At 50.9% G+C, this 20,767-nt stretch carries 18 protein-coding genes; 7 read left to right on the top strand and 11 right to left on the bottom strand.

Annotated elements, in window-relative coordinates; all coding sequences use genetic code 11:
• Positions 1-9: 9 nt before the first annotated feature.
• The 8 genes from TK45_RS04440 to TK45_RS04405 form a co-directional block, all read right to left on the bottom strand.
• Positions 10-306, bottom strand: a complete 297-nt coding sequence (locus TK45_RS04440; protein WP_131257436.1) for an STAS domain-containing protein — start codon at positions 304-306, stop codon at positions 10-12.
• Positions 307-479: 173 nt separating this feature from the next.
• Entirely contained in the window at positions 480-1,115 is a 636-nt protein-coding gene (locus tag TK45_RS04435) for a sugar transferase (RefSeq protein WP_131257435.1), read from the bottom strand.
• Complete coding sequence (locus TK45_RS04430) at positions 1,112-2,320, bottom strand: glycosyltransferase family 2 protein (RefSeq protein ID WP_165490691.1); 1,209 nt, start codon at positions 2,318-2,320, stop codon at positions 1,112-1,114. The genes TK45_RS04435 and TK45_RS04430 overlap by 4 nt, the downstream gene beginning before the upstream one ends.
• On the bottom strand, positions 2,313-3,392 hold the full coding sequence (locus tag TK45_RS04425; RefSeq protein ID WP_131257433.1) for a glycosyltransferase: 1,080 nt from the start codon (positions 3,390-3,392) through the stop codon (positions 2,313-2,315). Before TK45_RS04425 ends, TK45_RS04430 begins: the two co-directional genes overlap by 8 nt.
• Entirely contained in the window at positions 3,389-4,873 is a 1,485-nt protein-coding gene (locus TK45_RS04420) for a GNVR domain-containing protein (RefSeq protein ID WP_131257432.1), read from the bottom strand. The genes TK45_RS04425 and TK45_RS04420 overlap by 4 nt, the downstream gene beginning before the upstream one ends.
• Before the next feature lie 134 nt (positions 4,874-5,007).
• On the bottom strand, positions 5,008-6,378 hold the full coding sequence (locus TK45_RS04415) for a glycoside hydrolase domain-containing protein (RefSeq protein WP_131257431.1): 1,371 nt from the start codon (positions 6,376-6,378) through the stop codon (positions 5,008-5,010).
• Positions 6,357-7,478, bottom strand: a complete 1,122-nt coding sequence (locus tag TK45_RS04410; RefSeq protein WP_131257430.1) for a glycosyltransferase — start codon at positions 7,476-7,478, stop codon at positions 6,357-6,359. Before TK45_RS04410 ends, TK45_RS04415 begins: the two co-directional genes overlap by 22 nt.
• On the bottom strand, positions 7,475-8,203 hold the full coding sequence (locus TK45_RS04405; RefSeq protein WP_131257429.1) for a DapH/DapD/GlmU-related protein: 729 nt from the start codon (positions 8,201-8,203) through the stop codon (positions 7,475-7,477). The genes TK45_RS04410 and TK45_RS04405 overlap by 4 nt, the downstream gene beginning before the upstream one ends.
• A gap of 267 nt (positions 8,204-8,470) precedes the next feature.
• On the opposite strand from TK45_RS04405, the gene prfC reads away from it, so the two are divergent.
• The 3 genes from prfC to TK45_RS04390 all read left to right on the top strand — a co-directional run bounded on the left by prfC (position 8,471) and on the right by TK45_RS04390 (position 12,902).
• A complete protein-coding gene (gene prfC, locus TK45_RS04400; RefSeq protein ID WP_131257428.1) occupies positions 8,471-10,051 on the top strand; it encodes a peptide chain release factor 3 in 1,581 nt (526 codons plus the stop codon).
• Between the two features lie 51 nt (positions 10,052-10,102).
• Entirely contained in the window at positions 10,103-11,839 is a 1,737-nt protein-coding gene (gene argS, locus TK45_RS04395) for an arginine--tRNA ligase (RefSeq protein WP_131257427.1), read from the top strand.
• A gap of 199 nt (positions 11,840-12,038) precedes the next feature.
• The gene (locus TK45_RS04390; protein ID WP_131257426.1) at positions 12,039-12,902 is read left to right on the top strand and encodes a hypothetical protein; all 864 of its coding nucleotides are present in this window, start codon (positions 12,039-12,041) and stop codon (positions 12,900-12,902) included.
• A 66-nt stretch (positions 12,903-12,968) separates the two neighbouring features.
• On the opposite strand, the gene TK45_RS04385 is transcribed toward TK45_RS04390, so the two are convergent.
• Positions 12,969-13,826, bottom strand: coding sequence for a hypothetical protein (locus tag TK45_RS04385; RefSeq protein WP_131257425.1), 858 nt, complete (start codon positions 13,824-13,826; stop codon positions 12,969-12,971).
• Positions 13,827-14,035: 209 nt separating this feature from the next.
• Here TK45_RS04385 and TK45_RS04380 point away from each other — a divergent pair, with 209 nt between their 5' ends.
• Positions 14,036-15,223 (top strand): methyltransferase, encoded by a 1,188-nt coding sequence (locus TK45_RS04380; protein ID WP_131257424.1) that lies wholly within the window; start codon positions 14,036-14,038, stop codon positions 15,221-15,223.
• A 93-nt stretch (positions 15,224-15,316) separates the two neighbouring features.
• A complete protein-coding gene (locus TK45_RS04375) occupies positions 15,317-16,468 on the top strand; it encodes a cupin domain-containing protein (protein ID WP_165490690.1) in 1,152 nt (383 codons plus the stop codon).
• A gap of 18 nt (positions 16,469-16,486) precedes the next feature.
• Here the strand turns inward: TK45_RS04375 and TK45_RS04370 are convergent, their stop codons facing one another.
• Complete coding sequence (locus TK45_RS04370) at positions 16,487-17,014, bottom strand: YgjV family protein (RefSeq protein WP_131257422.1); 528 nt, start codon at positions 17,012-17,014, stop codon at positions 16,487-16,489.
• Between the two features lie 60 nt (positions 17,015-17,074).
• Positions 17,075-17,905 (bottom strand): ABC transporter substrate-binding protein, encoded by an 831-nt coding sequence (locus TK45_RS04365; RefSeq protein WP_131257421.1) that lies wholly within the window; start codon positions 17,903-17,905, stop codon positions 17,075-17,077.
• Positions 17,906-18,076: 171 nt separating this feature from the next.
• Between TK45_RS04365 and prfB the strand changes: the two genes are divergently transcribed.
• A protein-coding gene (gene prfB / locus TK45_RS04360; RefSeq protein ID WP_131257420.1) for a peptide chain release factor 2 occupies positions 18,077-19,175 on the top strand; the annotation gives its coding sequence in 2 pieces (ribosomal slippage) (positions 18,077-18,151 and positions 18,153-19,175; 1,098 coding nt in all).
• Between the two features lie 18 nt (positions 19,176-19,193).
• Positions 19,194-20,732 (top strand): lysine--tRNA ligase, encoded by a 1,539-nt coding sequence (gene lysS / locus TK45_RS04355; protein WP_131257419.1) that lies wholly within the window; start codon positions 19,194-19,196, stop codon positions 20,730-20,732.
• The last annotated feature ends 35 nt before the right edge of the window (positions 20,733-20,767 follow it).

Raw genomic sequence — 20,767 nt, 5'->3', positions numbered from 1 at the left:
TCCCGGTCATTAACTTTGCAGACGAATAATCTGGTCTATGCGTAAAAAGCGGATTAACTCCAGCGGTTGTCCATGCACGCCGGATAAGGTGAGGTCACGGCCGTTCTCGCGCAGTCGCTTGAATAAAAATACCAGAGCACCCACGCCAGAGGAGTCAATAAACTCAATGCGATGCATCTTCAGGCAAACGTCTTCCTGATGTTCCTCGACCAGCTGATCCAGCAGCGGACAGAGGCGCGACACGCTCATGGCATCCAACGCGCCCTCTAAACCTTGTTCAAGTGTGATTAATGTATTCGCTGACATAAGAGCCTCCAGTGGCTAGTGCTTCATGTGATAAAGCCAATAGTGGTGTTGCAGGGGCTGTGCCATTCCGTGTCAGATTTTTAAGTTTTTGTATTTAAAAGGATTTTTTATTTGTCTACGATGGGCGCGCGTGGCGTTTTGCCATTTGATCGCAATTTGCGAAACAATCTGTGTTACTGCCCCCGGCCACGCACCATCAACCAGAACGTTTGCAAAATGATACTGAGATCGGTTTTTAGCCAGCTGAGCGGGCGGCTGAGTAACAGCGCATAGGCATGGTCAAAGCCCACTTTGCGACGTACATCTTCCAGACAGGTGTCATATCCCTGATTAACCTGAGCAAGACCCGTGATACCAGGTCGCAGGCCATAGGTTCGCTCGGCATAAAAAGGAATGTTTTGCTCCAATTGCCCATATAGTTGTGGTCGCTCTGGGCGCGGGCCCACGATGGACATATCGCCACGCAGTACGTTGAACAGTTGCGGAATTTCATCCAGCCGGGTATTGCGTAAAAAGCGACCGACCCGCGTGACGCGGGGATCCCCAGCACTGGCCCAGACCGCGCCCGTGGTGGCTTCGGCGTCACAACGCATGCTGCGGAATTTGTACATCCAAAATACCCGCATTTGTCGGGAATCGGCCAGTCCGATGCGCTGTTGACGATAAACCACAGGTCCCGGGCTGGTGAGTTTGATTGCCAGGGTAATCAGCGGCCATAAGGGTAGTGATAGCAGCAGGCCAAGGCAGGCCACCAGAATGTCAAAGCTGCGCTTGAGGGGATTAACCCAGCGGTGATTGTATGCGCTCATCTGACGGTCTCCTTATGGTTGCGGGTCAGTTGCCAAACCTGACGGTAGCGACCGGTAATAAAGTACCAGCTCCCGATCAGGCCATTGAGGTGGCCCAGCACCAGGTATTGCAAGGTTTGCATTAGCGGTTTTTTTGCCAGTGCCGGTTCAAGTTGCAAGAAAGCCACCAATCCGTACAGCGCGACCTGCAGTGCGAAAAACAGGCGCCAATAGGGATAATCTATTGCCAGATAGCCGCTGGCAAAGAAGGTGAACAGAAGAATAAATGGCATCAGCGCGCGTAATGCCTTGCCCGACCCAAACAACAGTGCGATACCACCGTGGCGCGGATGCAGCAGATGTGCCAGTCGCAGTGTTTGTTGCAGGTTGCCTGCGGCAATACGACGTCGGCGTGAACGTTCCAGCGCTTCACTGGTAGGTTCAAGTTCTAACGCCATGATTTGGGTGTCGTAGCGGGCATGATAACCCTGTGCAACGATTTCCATCGGCAGGATGAAATCGTCGTTAATGGTATCCAGCGGCAATGGCGCAAATAGTTCGCGGCGAAACAGATAAAACGCACCATGCACGCCCATCGGGGCACCCAAGGCGGCTTCACTTTGCTTAATGGCCAGTTGATATTGCCAGTACAATGACTCGCCGGCATTCATATTATCCAGTAACCGGTAGGTACCGGCCACCACGCCAACTTTGGGATCCGTGAAGTGGTCTGCAGCGATCAACAACGCATCTGTTGAGACCAACGCCGATACATCACTCAGTGCCACGATGGGCGTCCGGCAAGCGGTGACAGCTTCATTCAGCACCGTCACTTTTCCACGATTAATCGGACATTCAACTACCTGCAGATTCAGGTGCTTATTTTGAGGCAGACAACTGATGCGCCGGGCGATCATGGCGGTATCGTCTTTACATCCGTCGCAGACCAGCTTGATGAACAATTTGTCGGCCGGGTAATCCAGTGTGCCGAGAATATTGATCTTGTCTGCTATCACAGCCTCTTCGTTATAGGCCGGCATCACGATGGTGACAGCGGGAAGGTCACTGTCTTCTGCACGCCGGCGGAAGTGCCGGTTTGGGGTGGTTGACGGGCGCTGAGGATGGTTGCGTCTGTATCGACTTAGCCACCAGGGAAAAATGACATGATGGTACGCAATCAGAAATACGCTCAGCAATACACTGCCTGCAAGGATGACATCAAACATATAACGCCTCGGTGGTGAATAAGCGGTCATAGGCAGCAACCATGCGTCGCACATCTGCCTGTTCCAGAACAAATTGTCGTGGTGAACCTGAGGGGGGATTGAGCAGCATTGCGGCCAGCGCAGCAGCCAATCGGGTGGCGTCCTCCGCGGGTACTAATGCGCCGGTTTTGGGGCAGACCGCTTCCTGTGTGCCGCCCACATGGGAAGCCACACAGGGTACGTCACAGGCCTGCGCTTCCAGCAGGGACAAGGGCATACCTTCCTGACGGGATGACAAACAAAACAGATCCAGCGCCTGGTAAAACGCCGGCATGTCCTCGCAATGCCCCAGCCAGTGCACCCGTTCGTCCAGGTTGAGCCGGCTTACCTGCTCCTGCAGCGCAGACAACATACTGCCACTACCCGCTATGGTTAGATGAATACCCGGGGATAAACACGCCAGCGCATCGATGGCAATGTCGACGCCTTTGACACTTTCCAGCCGTGCGGCGCAGCCGATTAGATGCGCGCCCTCAGGCAGACCCAATGCACGTCGGGCAAGGAGTTTATCCCCCGGGGTAAAGCGTTGGGTGTCAATGCCATTGCGGATCAGGTTGTAGCGATTATGGGGCAGAAATCGGGCACAGTTTTGCGCCACTTCGCGGGCATCGGCGACCAGAATCGGTTTACTCCAGGCCAGGATCCGTTGCTGCAGACGGCGGCGTTTTTGATCCTTGAGATGCCAGGCATCATGCTCAGTGTGCACATGGGTTAATCCCAGTAAACGCGCTGCCAATCCACCGTACACTAACGGCCCGACATGATGGCTGTGTAGCGCCGAGGCACCAATGCGTTTGAGTAAAATTATCAGTCGCCACAAGGTGGCAAAGGAAAAGCCCTCGGCTTTATTCAGACAATGAATAAATGCCCGGTGTTTTTCCAGCGCAGGCCAGCTGCGCACCGCGTCGTCTTTGTTGCCTTCAAGCGCGATGATATGTACATGTCCCGCCGGTCGGAGTCGACACAGATCCAATGCCATGCTTTCGATTCCACCGGGACGTAAATGCTGAATAAGTTGAACTTGAATCGTCATACGCTGATGTGCTCCTGTTGCGGGCTATAAGTTGGGCTGGCATTCGCCGGCGTGATAAGGGGAACCCGTGCAATCACGGGTAATTGCAATTGTTGCTCGACCGTGCGGCGATAGCGGATGGTGCTGTCCAACAACTCCAGGCACAGGGCGATACCGGCACCTAACACTATCCCTCCGGCCAGACCGGCAATAATGAACAGGGCCAACGGCAAATTGGTCGGCACGGTGGGAGTTGAAGGTGGATCAATTAATTTTACCCGTTCGTTCTCTTCCCAACGGCCCAATGCGCCAGTCACTTTGGCTTTTTGATAGCGTTCCTGCAGCTCGTTGTAGATTTTGCGGTTTATCGCCAAATCGCGTTCTAGTTCGGTCAGGCGCTGTTCGTGCACACTTACGCTGGACATAGAGGTTTCTAGCGCCAGGATTTCCCGATCCAGGCTCTCCACTTCACGACCAAGACCATTGACCTGATTTATGTTGTTTTGCAGAGTTTGTAATTGTGAGATCAGCAGGGTGTGGGTGCTGTCGTCGGGCGAAATGGCCTGACTGGAAATAAGGTTCCACAAGCTTTCTATATCGGTATTCTGTAGCGAGCCGTTGTCAGCCACCAGCTTAGCGCGCTCAGCCTGCAGGGTATCAAGGCGATGCAACAGGGCCTGAATCCGGCTGTGCTCATCGGTATAGCGGGAGCGCAAAATCGCCAGATCACTTAATACCGTGACAATAGACTCTTCGATTTTGCCCACGATAGGATTGGTCTGCGAGAGTTGTTGGCGCAAGCCTTCCTGGGTGGCGCGGGCCGAACTTAACTCGCGCATCCGAGTGGCACGCAATTCTTTGAGATCGCTCAGACGCTGTATGTTATTGCTAAACAGGTTGGGTAATTCATTTAAATGCTCAGATTTGTAGGTGGCCACCTGAGTTTCCGCCTCTTGCAGCAGGGCAAGTCGGTCGGCCAGTTCTTTTTTCAGAAATTCCTCAGAACGAAAGATGGTGGTGCGCTGCGGCGCGATAATGCGCTCAACAAAGCGCAAACTGACTAATTGCAGTAATTCTGCCATGCCATCTGGGTGGGGCGCTTTGTAGGTTAACTTAATCAGATCTTCTCCGACTAAATCTGCTTGTAACGATTTGGATAGGTGATTCAGCGCCTCACGAATCGCTCTGTCTTCCATACCCTCCTTAATCAACCCGGTACGCTGGGCCACATCGGTGAGAATATGATTACTGTGCAGCAGCGCATTAACCGCAGTCATGCGTTTTTTCAGGTTAGTGGCAACCGTCATGTCTTCCAGAAACGGGTTATGGCGGGCAGCTTCCTCGATTAATATGGTGGTACTGGTTTCGTAAGATTTTGGCGCAAACAGGCCGGCGACAGCACCGAGTATCGGCATTAATAAAATCGGCAAAACCAGAGCGTAGCGGCGGCGCCAGGCCCCGGCTATTACCATCGCAAGGTTAAGTAACAGTGCGTTTCGCATCTAAACAACTGTATGAAGTCACCATAGGTGAACTAGTACAGGAAACGTGCCAACGGAAAAGTCTATTTAATTCAGTGATTTAAATAATTACTGATTGAGGGCTTCGCAAATTTATGTCGCAAAATGCGAATGGCTTACCAATATTGTTCGATGGCACGGCGCATGGCTTTTAGGCGCAGCGACGCCAACGGTTGGTCACTCTGCAGGCCTCTTTCGCCTTTACGCCCGGGATATAGCAGCAGCCCATCGCCATTGCCGCCGAAATTGTAGGGGTCGCTAAAAATATCCACCCCGGGTGTCAGCAGGTAACCTTCCACTGCGTGATAATACAATGCAGCGTCGGTTTGCCATTTTGCCTGTTGCAGGAAAAATTGATTGAGGCGAGCAAGCGGGCGATCGATGAGAAAATCCGCCATGCCAGTGTCAAAATCACTGCCATTTCGTTGCTGACTTATGCGCCGATTGGGGCCACAGGAATGCATACAGGAGGTGTAACTCCACAACCGATGGTGCTGATAGAGCTGTGGTTTGTCTAACTGGTGAATGAGTGGCACAAAGATGTCGACCAATGACTGTAAACGAGGGTCAAAGCGGGTAGTTACGGCGGTCATGACACTGGGCGCGTATGTGCGGTACAGCGCTAATAATGGGATCAGCGACTCAATATTATCCGGCTCATCTTTAACCAGAACCCAGGCTTTGCCTTGCAGGTGTTCTGCAACCACGGTGTTTTCTAACGCACGTAAATAGGCAATTGGGTCTGGATAGTGTTGCGCGCGGGGAAATGCGACCCAGTTTGGTCGGCTGGCTAAATGGGTTTGTCGAAATGAATAGCCGTTATCCTGACCTGCATCGATATCTAAGCGGGTGTCCTGGATGCCTATGGGTAAGATCCAATGATGAAACGGCTGAATGTGATGTTGCCGGAGCAATGTTTGGTATTGCTGCAGCAAGCTTGGATTCACTTGACATGCAGACGCGCAATGACCCTGCTCAATGGCGTGATAACTCAGGCCAATCAGCAAATCGCGACGTGGCGCGACAAAGTGGCCGCTAAACCTCACCTGTACCACAAGTTGCTGATGCTCAGAGGTGAATGTGACGTCCTGCTCGGTATCCGGTTGCCATTCTGCCAATACCAGCGGGGACAAATGACAATTGTCAGAATTGCGCGGCAACAGTGCATCCGCATACCAGCCAGACTTGACTGCATCTGAACTGGGCGTATCAAGGTACACGGGTAATAAAGTGAAATAACGCATGCCAGGTCGGGATTGAATCTCTCGGCATGGCATTTTGCCGGTATGCAGAATCACATATAACCAGCCGCCCCGGCGCACTTCGCGCAGGGTTCGGGTACGCCAGTCGTTACTCAAACCGGGTTGCTCTTCGGGGTGTAGCAGCGTAAATCGCGTTTGCGCGGCAAAAGGTGGCGCAACCGCTACGGCATTGGTACAGACCAGCCAGAGTGTGCAAAAGGCCGCTAACCCAATTGATTTAACCATGCTTGCACTTGTTGGCTGCGTGCCTGCCAGGAATCACTGCGAACACTGTACTGCCGGGCCAAACGAGCGGCAGGATTATCCTGGGCGCATACATTCAGCGCAGCCAACCACTGGATGGGGGTCGAAGCAACCTGGATGAGTGATGCATACTGGCGCATGGCTGGGAATGGCGTAGTGATTACCGGTGTGCCCGAGGCCAGATATTCGCGCAGTTTTAGCGGATTGCAGGCCTGTATCTGGGCATTGTCCACAAAAGGTAAAATAGCCGCCTGCCAATGTTGCAGATATGCGGGTAGCTGATGGTGTGGTTTCGGGCCAAGAAAGCGCACGTTAGGTAGTGACTTTAGCGGACTGATATCGGTTTTTACCTCGCCAATCAGACAAAACTGCCAATGGGGCGCTATGCGGGCGATGTCGGCAATAAGGTGCACGTCCACCCAATTAGCGATACTGCCATAAAAACCGGCAGCCGGTTTGTCGGCAGGCAAATCGTCTGGCCTGGGGGCGCGGCGACGAAATAATGTCAAATCAACGCCATGGTGCAGCACCTGGGTTTTGGCAGGATCAAAACGTGATGCCAATACATCGCTTGCCGCAACAATGAGATCCGCACGCTCAGCCAGCTCCCGTTCCAATTTGGCAACGGGGGCGTGGTCAACGCCATCCAAGGCGCTGAAGTCATCACCGCAGTAATACACCACGGCGTGTTCATTCAGGCGGCTAACTAAATCTACTGCGGTAGGTAACGAGGTCCATAATATTGGACGAGATAGACGTAACTTACTGCACTGACGACGGATACGTTGAGCCAGCAGATGACTATTGCTCCAGCGCGCCAATGGATGCCCGGGCAGTGGCAAATTATAGGGTTCCATCACGTTAAACGGTGCATGCCCGGGAGATGCCGATGAAGCAAGGCGGGGACGAGTGATTTTTTGCCACAGGCGTTTAGCATCGCGGAGGGAAAAGCGGGGGCGTCGCAACCCCATGGAGTTTATCCACAACACGTCATGATTATCAGCCAGATGCCGTACAACATGCTGCGTACTGCTGGGGTGGCTACCCCAATCTTCGCCGAACACAACTAACGGTCTGTTCATACTGCAGACTCCAGATGGCGAATGATCCGTGCTGGCGAACCGGCCGCCAAAACGTTGGCAGGAATGTCCTGCGTGACGACACTGCCAGTTCCAATAATACTGCCACGCCCAATGCGCACGCCCGGCAGTACTCTTACCCCCGAACCAAGCCAAACATCCCGCTCCAGAATGATGTCTCCACATTGATCGTCTGTATCTGGCAGGCTGGCAGCGCGCTTGGCTGGGTCAAGCGGATGGCCGGGATATCCGGCCAGAAAGCAGCCCTGCGCGATACGCACATTGTCATGCAGTTCAATGCGGGTGCCGCACGCTAGGGTCGATTGCCAGCCGATCCCGACGTTATTGCCGATTTTAAGTTGCGGTGTGTGCATGCCGGCGCTACGGCCGCTGAAGGTGATGGCGACTGATAAACGACATGCGTCGCCACATTCTATCTTCAAGCGGCCACTGATCAAGGGCATACCCGCACCAGACAGACGCAGTCCGGCAGACGAACCCGCCAGCTGTGAACGAAACAAAGGGGTCCAGTACAGCTTACTCAGCAGAAAAATAACGGCGTCCTTGCCGTGGCAGTGGGAGTAATACAGCGCGCGGTGCAAAAAAGGCACAACGGGCATATTTAGCTGGCGGGTCGCATGCCAGAGGCGCAGTAAATACCGGGCAACGGGTGAGGGGTCATGCTTGACCCATAGTTTTACGCGTTGAGACAGGGTTTCTGTTGCCATATCGCACTCACTTCTGACGACGGTAGTGATTAGCTAATCATATGCCGTGCCAAAATCTATCTTTATGATTTTTAATGAAAAATTATTTTCCGACGGCTGGTCAATCGCATTTTGCGAGCGATAATGCTGAGCAGATGTGGCAGTTTGCGAGAAAAATCCGGATGGCGTGGTTTTATTAGGCAAAATCAGCGACTTTCATTGGCTTTTAAGCTACAATCCGCGCCCAAATTTTGTCCTTAATTCAGCAAACAAGAGATTGCCGTTTCAATGAGTTATCAGCAGGAAGTCGACAAGCGTCGCACCTTTGCCATTATTTCGCACCCGGATGCCGGTAAAACCACGATTACCGAGAAGGTATTATTGTTCGGAAAAGCGTTGCAAAAAGCCGGTACTGTTAAGGGGCGTGGTTCGAATCAACACGCCAAGTCAGACTGGATGGAAATGGAAAAGGAACGTGGGATCTCGGTTACCACCTCGGTGATGCAGTTTCCCTATGGTGAGTGTCTGGTAAACCTGCTGGATACCCCCGGACACGAGGACTTCTCGGAAGATACCTACCGTACCTTAACCGCCGTCGACTCGTGTTTAATGGTCATCGATGCGGCCAAAGGTGTTGAGGATCGTACCCGTAAACTGATGGAAGTTACCCGTCTGCGTGATACGCCCATCATCACCTTTATGAACAAGCTCGACCGCGATATCCGTGATCCGATGGAGTTGCTGGATGAAGTTGAAACGGAACTGAATATCGCCTGTGCGCCAGTGACCTGGCCTATCGGTTGCGGTAAAGAGTTTAAGGGCGTGTACCATATTCACCGCGATGAAACGATTCTGTATCAGTCTGGCCACGGCCATACCATTCAGGATGTGCGTATTGTCAAAGGGCTGGATAATCCTGAGCTGGATGCCGCTGTAGGTGGTGTGCTGGCACAACAACTGCGGGATGAACTGGAACTGGTGGTAGGTGCGTCCCACGAATTTGAGCTGGAGCCGTTTCTGGCCGGTGAGCTGACGCCAGTGTTCTTTGGTACTGCCTTAGGTAACTTTGGGGTCGATCACATGCTGGATGGGCTGACTGCCTGGGCACCTAAGCCACAAGGGCGTGCTACCAGTGAGCGTGATGTGGACGCCAGCGAAGAAAAATTCAGCGGTTTTGTGTTTAAAATTCAGGCCAATATGGATCCGAAACACCGCGACCGTATTGCGTTCTGTCGTATCGTGTCAGGTAAATACGAAAAAGGCATGAAAATGCATCAGCCGCGTATCGGTAAAGACGTGCGTATCTCCGATGCCGTAACCTTTATGGCCGGTGACCGAGATGTGCTGGATGAGGCTTATGCCGGTGACATTATTGGCCTGCATAACCATGGCTCGATTCAGATTGGTGATACTTTTACCGCCGGCGAAACCTTCCGCTTTACCGGTATTCCTAACTTTGCGCCAGAATTGTTCCGCCGTATTCGTCTGCGTGATCCGCTCAAGCAAAAACAGTTGCTGAAAGGGTTGGTGCAGTTATCAGAAGAAGGCGCGGTGCAGGTCTTCCGACCACTGATCAACAATGATTTGATTGTAGGGGCGGTTGGGGTACTGCAGTTTGATGTGGTCGTCGCCCGTTTAAAATCGGAATACAACGTGGATGCCATATACGAAGCGGTCAACGTGGCGACTGCCCGTTGGGTAGATTGCAAAGACGCCAAGAAGCTGGACGAGTTTAAACGCAAGGCTGAAGCTAACCTGGCATTGGATGGCGGCGATAACCTGACGTATATCGCGCCAACCCGGGTAAATCTGTCGCTGGCAGAAGAGCGCTATCCGGATGTCACCTTCCGCGCCACCCGTGAGCACTAAGAATTAATTTTTCGTCCGGGCGTTTGCCCGGCCAAACAGGCAAGACAGACAATGAATATACAACAACTTCTGCAGGATAAATTTGCCGCTGCAATTAGCGCAATTGGTGCACCAGAGGGGACCGCGGTTCCCGTGCAACGTGCTACCCGCGCTGGCTTCGGTGATTACCAGTTTAACGGTGCTATGGCGCTGGCAAAAGCGCTGGGCAACAATCCGCGCGCCATTGCTGAGCAAATTATTCAGGCGGTGGATTTAGGCGGTATTGCCAGCAAGTTGGAAGTGGCCGGGCCCGGCTTTATCAATGTGCATTTAGACGCAGCCTGGATGGCGGCGCAACTGGCTGCCGCTAACACCGATGCGAAACTGGCCATCGAGCAACCGGCGCAGCAGACCATAGTAGTGGATTACTCGTCGCCAAACCTGGCCAAGGAAATGCACGTAGGTCACCTGCGTACCACCATCATCGGCGATTGTGTGGTGAAAGTGCTGGAGTTTCTGGGGCATAAGGTTATCCGTCAGAACCATATGGGTGACTGGGGCACGCAGTTTGGTATGTTGCTGGCGCATTTGTCAGACAAGCTGGCGGCCAACGAAGTCGCGGAAACCGCGTTGTCTGATTTGGAAGATTTTTATCGTGAAGCCAAAGTCCGCTTCGATGAAGAACAAGGCTTTGCCGATCGTGCCCGCGAGTATGTGGTGAAACTGCAAGGCGGCGACGCCCAGTGTATGACTTTGTGGCATCAGTTTATTGATGTGTCTATCGCCCACAGCGAAGAGGTCTATCACAAACTAAACGTGAGCCTGACCCGTGACGATATTATGGGTGAGTCGGCCTACAACGATGATTTAGCCAATGTGGTTGCTGAGCTAAAAGCCAAAGGCATTGCCGTCGAAGATCAGGGCGCGCAGGTAGTATTTATCGAAGAGTTGGCCGACAAAGAAGGCAAGCCGGCAGTGTATATAGTGCAAAAATCCGGTGGTGGTTATTTGTATGCCACGACCGATTTAGCTGCCATGCGTTATCGCTCTGGCAAGCTGAATGCGGATCGCACCTTGATCCTGACCGATGCCCGTCAGGCGCTGCACTTTAAGCAAACGGAAATTGTCGGCCGCAAAGCGGGCTTTATGCGTCCTGAGCAAAGCTATGAGCATTGCCCGTTTGGGATGATGCTGGGCAGTGACGGTAAACCATTTAAAACCCGTTCGGGCGGCACGGTTAAGCTGGTGGAATTGCTGGATGAGGCGGTTGAACGCGCCGGTAAATTACTGGCACAGCGGGATACCGACTTAACTGCCGACGAACTGGCGGAAGTGGCGCGCAAAGTTGGCATTGGTGCCGTCAAATATGCGGATCTGAGCAAGAACCGCACCACCGACTACATGTTCAACTGGGATACTATGCTGAGCTTTGAGGGTAACACAGCGCCGTATCTGCAATATGCCTATACCCGTATTCAAAGTATCTTCCGTAAAGCTGGTGTGGACGCCACTACGTTGAATGCGCAAGTAGAGCTGGATGCACCACAGGAACAGGCGCTGGCACTGAAGTTATTGCAGCTCAACGAAGCCATCAACGCGGTCAGTGCAGAAGCGACCCCCCATGTGTTGTGTAGCTATCTGTATGATCTGGCCAGTGCGTTTATGACCTTCTACGAAGCCTGTCCAATGCTCAAAGACGGTGTCGAAGAAAACGTGAAACAAAGCCGTATGACATTGGCTGCGCTGACCGCTAAGACGCTGAAAACCGGCCTGGATTTACTGGGTATCGAAACCATGGAAAAGATGTAACGTCTTTACTATGTAACTGAAAAGCCAGACAAATGTCTGGCTTTTTTATTTGTGTATTTGTCAGATTTTTATACACAGTCGAATTGGATTCAGTTCGTATTAGCCGGTTTTAATAGTGTCGAGTAGATGGAACAAAATTTGCTTAATCGCGACATTCGCCAAGACAGGTGATGTAGTTAAAATTAATGGAATGCTAATAATGAATAAAAAACTGATAAAAGCCCTTACCCTGTTAACCCTCGTTTTCTCCAGTCATCAATATGCTGGTGTTATGACAATAGAAGGGACGTTGTATTCACGATATGAAATCATTGACGTATATGAAAATGGTGTCCAACAGTATGATCAAAGCTATTTCTCATTTGAAGAAATAACCCCAGCGGCGTTCTCGTTAACGATGGAGTTCGATTTTGCAACGCCTCAGGAGAATGCCAGCAATGCCTGGTTCGATGAGATAAACGGTTACGGTAATTGGACCACCTTCATTTATGGAACAACGTTAAGTTACGTGAATCCCTTTAGTACTGAATTCGCTGCGCTTAATCAGATTGTTGACCCCAACAATGGTTATGATGAAACACGTTATGCAGCAGGTAGTTACGCCTATCCAGGTCTATTTGGTGATGTAATATATGAAAAGTCTGGCAATGCGGGCTTCTCAAAAAGTGACCAACGCACCGATACCGTAGTTGAGGACGGTATTACCCGAACTTATAGCAGCAACTATTTCGAAATGTTCGATATCTTTATGTATGGAGAGGAAAATGGTGACTACACCACCATAACGCCGCCTACATTTGCCGAGTTGTTGCAATCTTTACTTGTTGGCCCTGCACAGTATAACGGTGTGTTATCTGCGAATAAGTTTGACTATATCGTCAATGAATCTGAGTGGCAGGAAGAGTTTAATCGTCAGCAGGTCGTACAATATTATGGTGATTTTACCATGAGTTTTGATGCGTCCGCTGAGGAACGCGCATTACTGACGGCAAACCCAGTAAGTGAACCATCAGTCTTTGCGCTGATTATGTTGTCAGGATTAATCTTGTATCGTCGCAAATGAATATTTTTGCGCATAAAAAAACCGCCATCTAGGCGGTTTTTTTATTTAAGTTGACGCTTAGATGACTTAGTTAACGCCCCATTGTGCCCAATTACTACAGTGTGTTGCTCTGTCACGACCAGTCAGGTCACGAAGTGGCCCGCCGTACACTGCATTCATGATTGCACGAGGTTTAGCGAACAACTTGCCGTCTTTGATCGCTATCATACCGAAGTGTGCCGAGCTCAAACCGTGTCCGACCTCATGAATGGCCACAGTAGGAAGATCCACACCGCTTCCCCCATTGTCAGCCCAGGTATAGTTGTCGTTGTAATAAATTTCGCGGAATGCCACATCGTACTTGCCATCATTGTCGATATCAGTCGGTGCGCCATTCTGATCAACCCACCACAAAGTAAAAGTCACGCCAAGAACGTTGCTGCCAGGGGCAAAGTAGGGAAAATTGCTGCTGTCCCGGAAGCCAACTTGAGTTAAATCAGCTCCCCAATCCCCATTGATGACACCTGTGTAGAAGTAGCGCTCCACGATACCGGCATTACCGTTGTGAGGATTTTCTGAGATGTTGGCGTTGGAGCAGGTTTCTGATGTCCACGCGTAAACTGAATCGCGCATCCACTGACTTTGCATGGTCAGATTAGGGTCCGCGGATGTGTTTGCATCATTGACTGCGAACGTCACACCAGGGTTGCCGCCATTGAACAGCGCCCGTCGAGGATCGTTATAGACGAAATCCGCACTTAACTGGCCATTGCCAACATCTTTTTGATAAACGGTGATGCCGCCTGCCTCGCTGCTGCCGGGGGCATTGATATATTCGGCATATGCCAACACCACTCTGTGACCACTGTAATCTTCAGTTGCCTGAGCGGGTGTTAAAAACAAAGAAAAGATGGCGGACGCCAGTAATGTTTTAGAAAGTTTCATATAGAGTCCCTGCATTAATTTTGCGTTATTAGGTGAACTCATTGGCTACATCAAACTTCAACCATACATCCGAGTATGGATAACCTTATAGGAAGTGAATGATTTTACATAACCTCATTCACTTTTTTTACACTGGTAAGCGCAGTTGGTTGGGCGGGTTCATCGGTTGAGGTAAAATAGGCGCAAATATTGTCAGGATATGTCTCTGCATGTACTCCGAGTTATTGGCGCAACTCAGCCATTACCTAATACGCTTTCAGGCACTTTGGCTACATTCGCCGTTCTACCACGGAGATGTGCCATGGCGTGGAGAATTTCCTCAGCTCTACCACGCATTGTTGGCACTTGATGAACATGAATATATTGCGCTCGATGATTGTCCTGACAAGCTATACGAATTTCTGCAGCAATTTATCCCGGATTTTCAGGACTGGAATACGATGCCTATGTGTTCTCAGCTATCGGAGGAAAATGCGCTTAACAAGTTCTTAGCAGTGGATGTACCCGGGCGAAAATGGCAGCAAATGCAGGCATTTATTGTGGGTATGCAGGGACTCCCCGGTGCAGAGATAAAACGGGTAGTCGATTGGTGCGCGGGTAAATCCCATTTAGGCCGGGCCGCTGCTCATCAGCGAGGCTGGGCGCTGCGGGCTATAGAGCGTAATCCGGAACTTTGTCAGCAAGGGCAGTTATTGGCCGAACGCTTTGTGCCGCAATCAGAATTCCGGTGCTGTGATGTCTTAATAGCACCGCCGACCTTTGAAGCCGGGGAGCGTGTTATCGCATTGCATGCCTGTGGTGATTTGCACCGCACGTTGTTGCGACAATGGCTGGCCAGTGCCTCGCAGCAACTGGTATTGGCTCCCTGTTGTTACCACCAGTGGTTTAACGGTGAATTTCAGCCGCTTTCACAGTTGGCACAGCAACATAATTTACATCTGGATCGTACACAGGTGCGTCTGGCTGTGCAGGAAATGGTGACCTCACCCCCACGGATCCGCAAGCAGGTCATGCAGCTGAAAGCCTGGCGGTTAGGATTTGATGAACTGCAACGTGAACTGCGAGGTGTGGATGAATACCTACCAACGCCCAGCTTACCCAATTCCGCAGTGAACTGGGGCGCTGAGGGTGTGCTGCTGAATTTGGCCGGGCAAAAAGGCCTGACGATTCCACCTGATATGGATTTGCAGTGTTACGTTGAGCGCGGCGAGGCGCGCTTTGCCAAAGTAAAACGGCTTGAATTGGCGGCGCACGGTTTTCGGCGGGCAATCGAATTATGGTTGGTGCTGGATCTGGTTAATTTTCTTCAAGAGGGCGGTTGTGAGGTGCAATTACAGCAGTTTTGCGCCCGCGAAATATCGCCGCGTAATCTACAAATTCTGGCTACCCGTCAGTAACTGCGGCCAATTTATCTTCCAATTCAACTGGGCATCCGTGCTGAATTTCAGTAGGGTGCCAATCAATTAACGATTTAACATGGCATGACCAACATGTATCAACTACAGCATATCGACCCGGCGCGCTTTCTGCGTGAATACTGGCAGAAAAAACCCCTGTTGATCCGAGGGGGCTTTAACAACTTTGAAGATCCATTGGACGAGCATGATTTGGCTGGCCTCGCCATGGAGGAAGACATCGATGCGCGGGTTGTCAGTCAACAGGATGGGCAATGGCAGGTAGAGCAGGGGCCATTCGCAAGCTTTGATGAGGTCTGTAAAGGTCAGTGGTCATTGCTGGTGCAAAATGTAGACGGTTATATCGATGAAGCCAGCTTGCTGTTATCAGCCTTTGATTTTATTCCACGCTGGCGGGTGGACGATCTGATGGTGAGTTTTTCAGTGCCCGGCGCGGGAGTCGGCCCTCATCTGGATCAATATGATGTATTTATCATTCAGGGCAAAGGCACTCGGCGCTGGCAGGTGGGCGAGAAAGGGGAACATGCTCCGCAGTTACCGCACCCAAAGTTATCTCAGGTCGCAATGTTTGAGCCCATCATTGATGCCGAGCTGCAATGTGGGGATATTTTGTATATCCCGCCCGGATTTCCCCATTGCGGTGTGGCGCTCACCGATTGTTTGAATTATTCAGTGGGTTTTCGCGCACCAGATCAAAAGGCCCTGTTATCGGACTTCGCCGATTTTGCCTTGATTCAGTCGGAGCATTTTAATCAACGCTATGCCGATCCTGAATTGGCATCCCGAGAGTTTGCCGGTGAAATTCTACCGGCTGAAATTGACGCCGTGCGGCAGATGATGAAGTCGGCGCTGGACTCCCCCCTGTTCGATCAGTGGCTGGCCAGTTATATGAGTTTTGCCAATGACACGGTCGCATTACCCACCCCGCTGTTGACCGAAACGCAGGTAAAAGACTATCTGTTGGATGGACAACCGGTATTTCGAAGTCTGGATGTGAAAGCAATTTGGCGGAATCTGTCAGATTCACAGGTGATGCTGCATTTGGGTGACAGCCTGTACCCTGCATCGGTTGATATTTTACCGGTACTGGAGCCTTTGCTAAGCGCGCCGGGTTGGTTTTACGCCGGCGAGCTGACCGACGCTGAGTTGGATGAAATAACCGCGTTACTCACCCAGTGGTTAAACCGCGGTTATTGGCGCTGTGATTTGCAAGATGTAGACGATTAACGGATTGCCTTGCTGGCGCTATGCGGATGGATCTTCACGCTGTGGTTCGGCCATTTTTTTGTCCTGCCACAGCTTAATGCCAATGCTGGATAAATTGACGATATTGAACACACTGCCGAAGATGCTGCCCACGGACAATGCGTAAATTAATCCCAAGCCTTCGGCCAGGATAAACCATTGACGAATGCGCGTTGCTTCATTCAGCAATACGGTACCCAGGGTAAAAATAATCGATGATGCATAAGCAATAAATACCAGTGCACTGTGTTCCAGGATAAAAAATTCCCAGCCCAAAAAGCCCAGATTGCCGGTAACAAATACAGCAGCAACCAGCCAGTGCTGGGTGCGCATGGCAATAATATTTCGCACACAAGCTAACGCGCAGCCGATGCCCGCTGCCATGGCGCCCAGTAAAAAGAAATGTGTGCTGATAGCCGCTAGCGCCAGCGCAACCCATAACCGGTAAGCATTGACATCATTTTGGCGGTAGCCAATGGCATTGAGAATAACGGCAAGCGCTCCAATTGCTTCGGCCCAGTTCAACATGCAAATTCCACTGAAAAAACGGGGCGCAACTAAAACGCAATTTGGGCGGTAGTGCAAGTGTTAATGGCTGGACGCAACGTCCTGTGAAGCGTATTTGTGCAGAATTTGTTGATAAGCATCCGACGCGCGCAATTGGTCGATTGATTGATTGAGCTGGCTTAACAACTCAGGGTGTATGCCCGTGGAACACATCAGGTAACGCATCTGGCCTTCATCTAAATCGTTGAATTTTAGTGCGGTGAGTGAGCTTGCCAAATCCTGGCGATGGTTACGCATCCACTTGTATTCAGCTTGCCCCGAGAAATAATAGTCCATACGTTTTCGAGCTATCAGGTCAAAAATATGTCGGCCACTTTCGTTATCCGTGTCTGGTTGATTACCTGATTTGACGCTCACAATTTTAGGCTGCAGGTGTTGGACTAATTCGTCAATGTAGGGCCCATAGGAGTATGCCTGCTGCATTCCCATCGTATAGGAAGACCCAATCAGGTCTTTGACGGAAGAGAATGCCGTCAGCTCACTGGCCAACTCGTTGCGCGTCACCACTACATAAGTGGATTCCTGAAATAACGGTTGGGAATAGCGATAGTGCTCTGCGCGTTCTTCGGTGTAATAAGCGCCAATAACACAGGTAGATGCGGGGCGTTTAAGTATGCTGAGAATACTCACCCAGTGCCCGTCGAAGATAAAATTGATTTTAATATTTGCCTGACTGGCTGCCTTTATCATCATGTCTGGCAAAATGCCGCTGGCTTGTTGTTCCTCATTGGTAAAACTCAGAGGAGGGCGGTGCAGGTAAATCAGATTTAACATGGGGAGCTGATTAGGCTGGGCGGCGCACAGCTCACAGGTGGTGATTGCCAGTATCAGACCCAGCTCGCGGACACGCATGGATTTCTCCTTAGCTAATCACTCAGAATACAAATTGAACAAAAAATGTTCGATTAGTCAATGGCGTGAGGAATTTTTGCCAAGTGGGAACAGACAGATTCTGCCTGTTTTTTCTGGTCAATTTCAGCTAAAATCCGCGTCCTTTAACCATTTGCAGTTAACAACCAAATTATGTTTGAAATCAATCCGGTACAAAACGGAATTAAAGATGTAAGAGTGCGCACCGACGCGCTTAGGGGGTATCTTTGACTATGCCGTCAAACAGGAACGGCTGGAAGAAGTAAACCGCGAACTGGAAGACTCGGCGGTCTGGAATGAACCAGAGCGAGCTCAGGCGTTAGGTAAAGAAAAAGTCGCGCTGGAAAAAGTGGTTGAAACCATCGACCAACTTACTCAGGGCGCGGAAGACGTTGAAGGTTTGCTGGAATTGGCGATAGAAGCTGAGGATGAAGATACCTTTAACGAAGCACAGGCCGAGCTGGAAGTGCTAATAGATAAGCTGGAAGATCTCGAATTCCGCCGTATGTTCTCCGGCCCCCATGATGAGAACGAGTGTTACATGGATATTCAATCCGGCTCCGGTGGTACCGAAGCGCAGGATTGGGCCAGTATGTTATTGCGCATGTACTTGCGCTGGGGCGAAGCGCACGGTTTTAAGACCGAGTTAATCGAAGTCTCTGAAGGTGAAGTGGCAGGTATTAAGAGCGCTACTATTCGCTTCGGTGGCGAATATGCCTATGGCTGGTTACGCACCGAGACCGGTGTGCATCGCTTAGTACGTAAGTCTCCGTTTGACTCGGGGAATCGTCGGCATACGTCTTTTGCCTCTGCATTCGTGTACCCGGAAATTGACGATGACATCGAGATCGAAATCAATCCGGCCGATTTGCGTGTAGATACCTACCGCGCCTCCGGTGCAGGTGGTCAGCACGTTAACCGTACTGACTCGGCAATCCGGATCACTCACATCCCCAGTGGGATCGTGGTGCAATGTCAGAATGACCGCTCACAGCATAAAAACCGTGATCAGGCCATGAAACAGTTAAAGGCCAAACTGTATGAGATGGAACTGCAAAAGCAGAATGAGCAAAAGCAGGCCATGGAAGACAGCAAGTCCGATATCGGCTGGGGCAGCCAAATTCGTTCCTATGTGTTGGACGATGCGCGCATTAAAGACTTGCGCACCGGTGTGGAAACCCGTAACACTCAGGCCGTACTAGACGGTGGTCTGGACAAGTTTATTCAAGCCAGTCTCAAGTCTGGTTTATAAGTAGCGACAGGAACACAAATGAGCGAACAGCAACTAGATGAAAACAAGTTGATTGCCGAGCGACGCGGTAAATTGAACCAAATCCGCGAAAATTGTCAGGCCAACGGGCACCCAAACAATTTCAAACGTGAACATTACGCCGCAGATTTACAGCAGGCATTTGGAGAACGTGAAAAGTCAGATTTGGAGTCCATGGCCAAGGTGGTCAGCGTAGCCGGTCGCATTATGGCTAAACGTGGGCCATTTCTGGTGCTGCAGGATATGAGCGGCCGCATTCAGGCCTACGCCAGCAAAGACGCGCAAAATATTATTAAAGAGCAATATGGCACGTTGGATATTGGCGACATTATTGGTGTGACAGGTGAGTTGCATAAGTCTGGTAAAGGCGATCTGTATGTGGATATGGCCAACTTCCAGCTATTAACGAAATCCTTACGTCCGCTACCAGAAAAATTCCACGGTCTGGCCGATCAGGAAACTAAGTATCGTCAGCGTTATGTAGATCTGATCATGAGTCAGCAGACCCGTGATACATTCCTGATGCGCAGCAAAATAGTTGAAGGTATTCGTAAATACCTGAGTGACCGCAATTACATGGAAGTGGAAACACCCATGCTGCAGGTTATTCCTGGTGGTGCCACGGCACGTCCTTTTATTACCCACCACAATGCGCTGGATATCGATATGTACTTGCGTATCGCGCCGGAATTATATTTGAAGCGTCTGGTAGTGGGTGGTTTTGAGCGCGTATTTGAGATTAACCGCAACTTTCGTAACGAAGGGTTATCTACCCGCCACAATCCAGAATTCACGATGCTGGAGTTCTATCAGGCCTATGCAACATTTGAGGATCTGATGGATCTGACCGAAGACATGCTGCGCACCGTTGCGCTGGATGTTTTGGGTACCACGCAGGTAAAAAACACGGTGAAAAATGCCGACGGTGTAGTGACCGAAGAGAAAATCTATGAATTTGGTCAGCCTTTCGCGCGTTTAACCATGAACGAAGCGATTCTTAAGTATTGGCCTGCTGCCAACAAAGAGGCAATCAACGATCCGGAAAACCACTTGCCAGAGCTCAAAGCCATGGCCAAGCAGTTGCATATTAAAGAGCCGGAAGTGGATGGTATCTGGGGGCCGGGTAAATATCTGTGTGAGATTTTCGAAGCTACCGCAGAGGAAAAGCTGGATCAACCGACCTTTATTACGGCTTATCCATGGGAAGTGTCGCCACTGGCCCGTCGTAATGATGACAACCCGTTTGTAACCGATCGTTTTGAGTTCTTCGTCGGCGGACGTGAACTGGCCAATGGCTTCAGCGAATTAAACGACGCAGAAGATCAGGCGGCACGTTTCCGTAAGCAGGTAGAGGAAAAAGACGCAGGTGATGACGAAGCCATGCACTTTGACGAGGACTATATTCGCGCGTTGGAATATGGCCTGCCGCCGACAGCGGGTGAGGGAATTGGTATCGATCGTCTGGTTATGCTGTTCAGTGACAGCCCAACCATCAAGGACGTGATTCTGTTCCCGCATATGCGTCCGCTTGCAGAATAGACGTTGTGAAAAACCACAACCCGCCATTGGCGGGG

It is taken from the genome of Bowmanella sp. JS7-9, assembly GCF_004329715.1.
GTDB classification, from domain to species: Bacteria; Pseudomonadota; Gammaproteobacteria; order Enterobacterales; family Alteromonadaceae; genus Pseudobowmanella; species Pseudobowmanella zhangzhouensis.
This window is presented reverse-complemented; position numbering and strand designations above follow the sequence as displayed.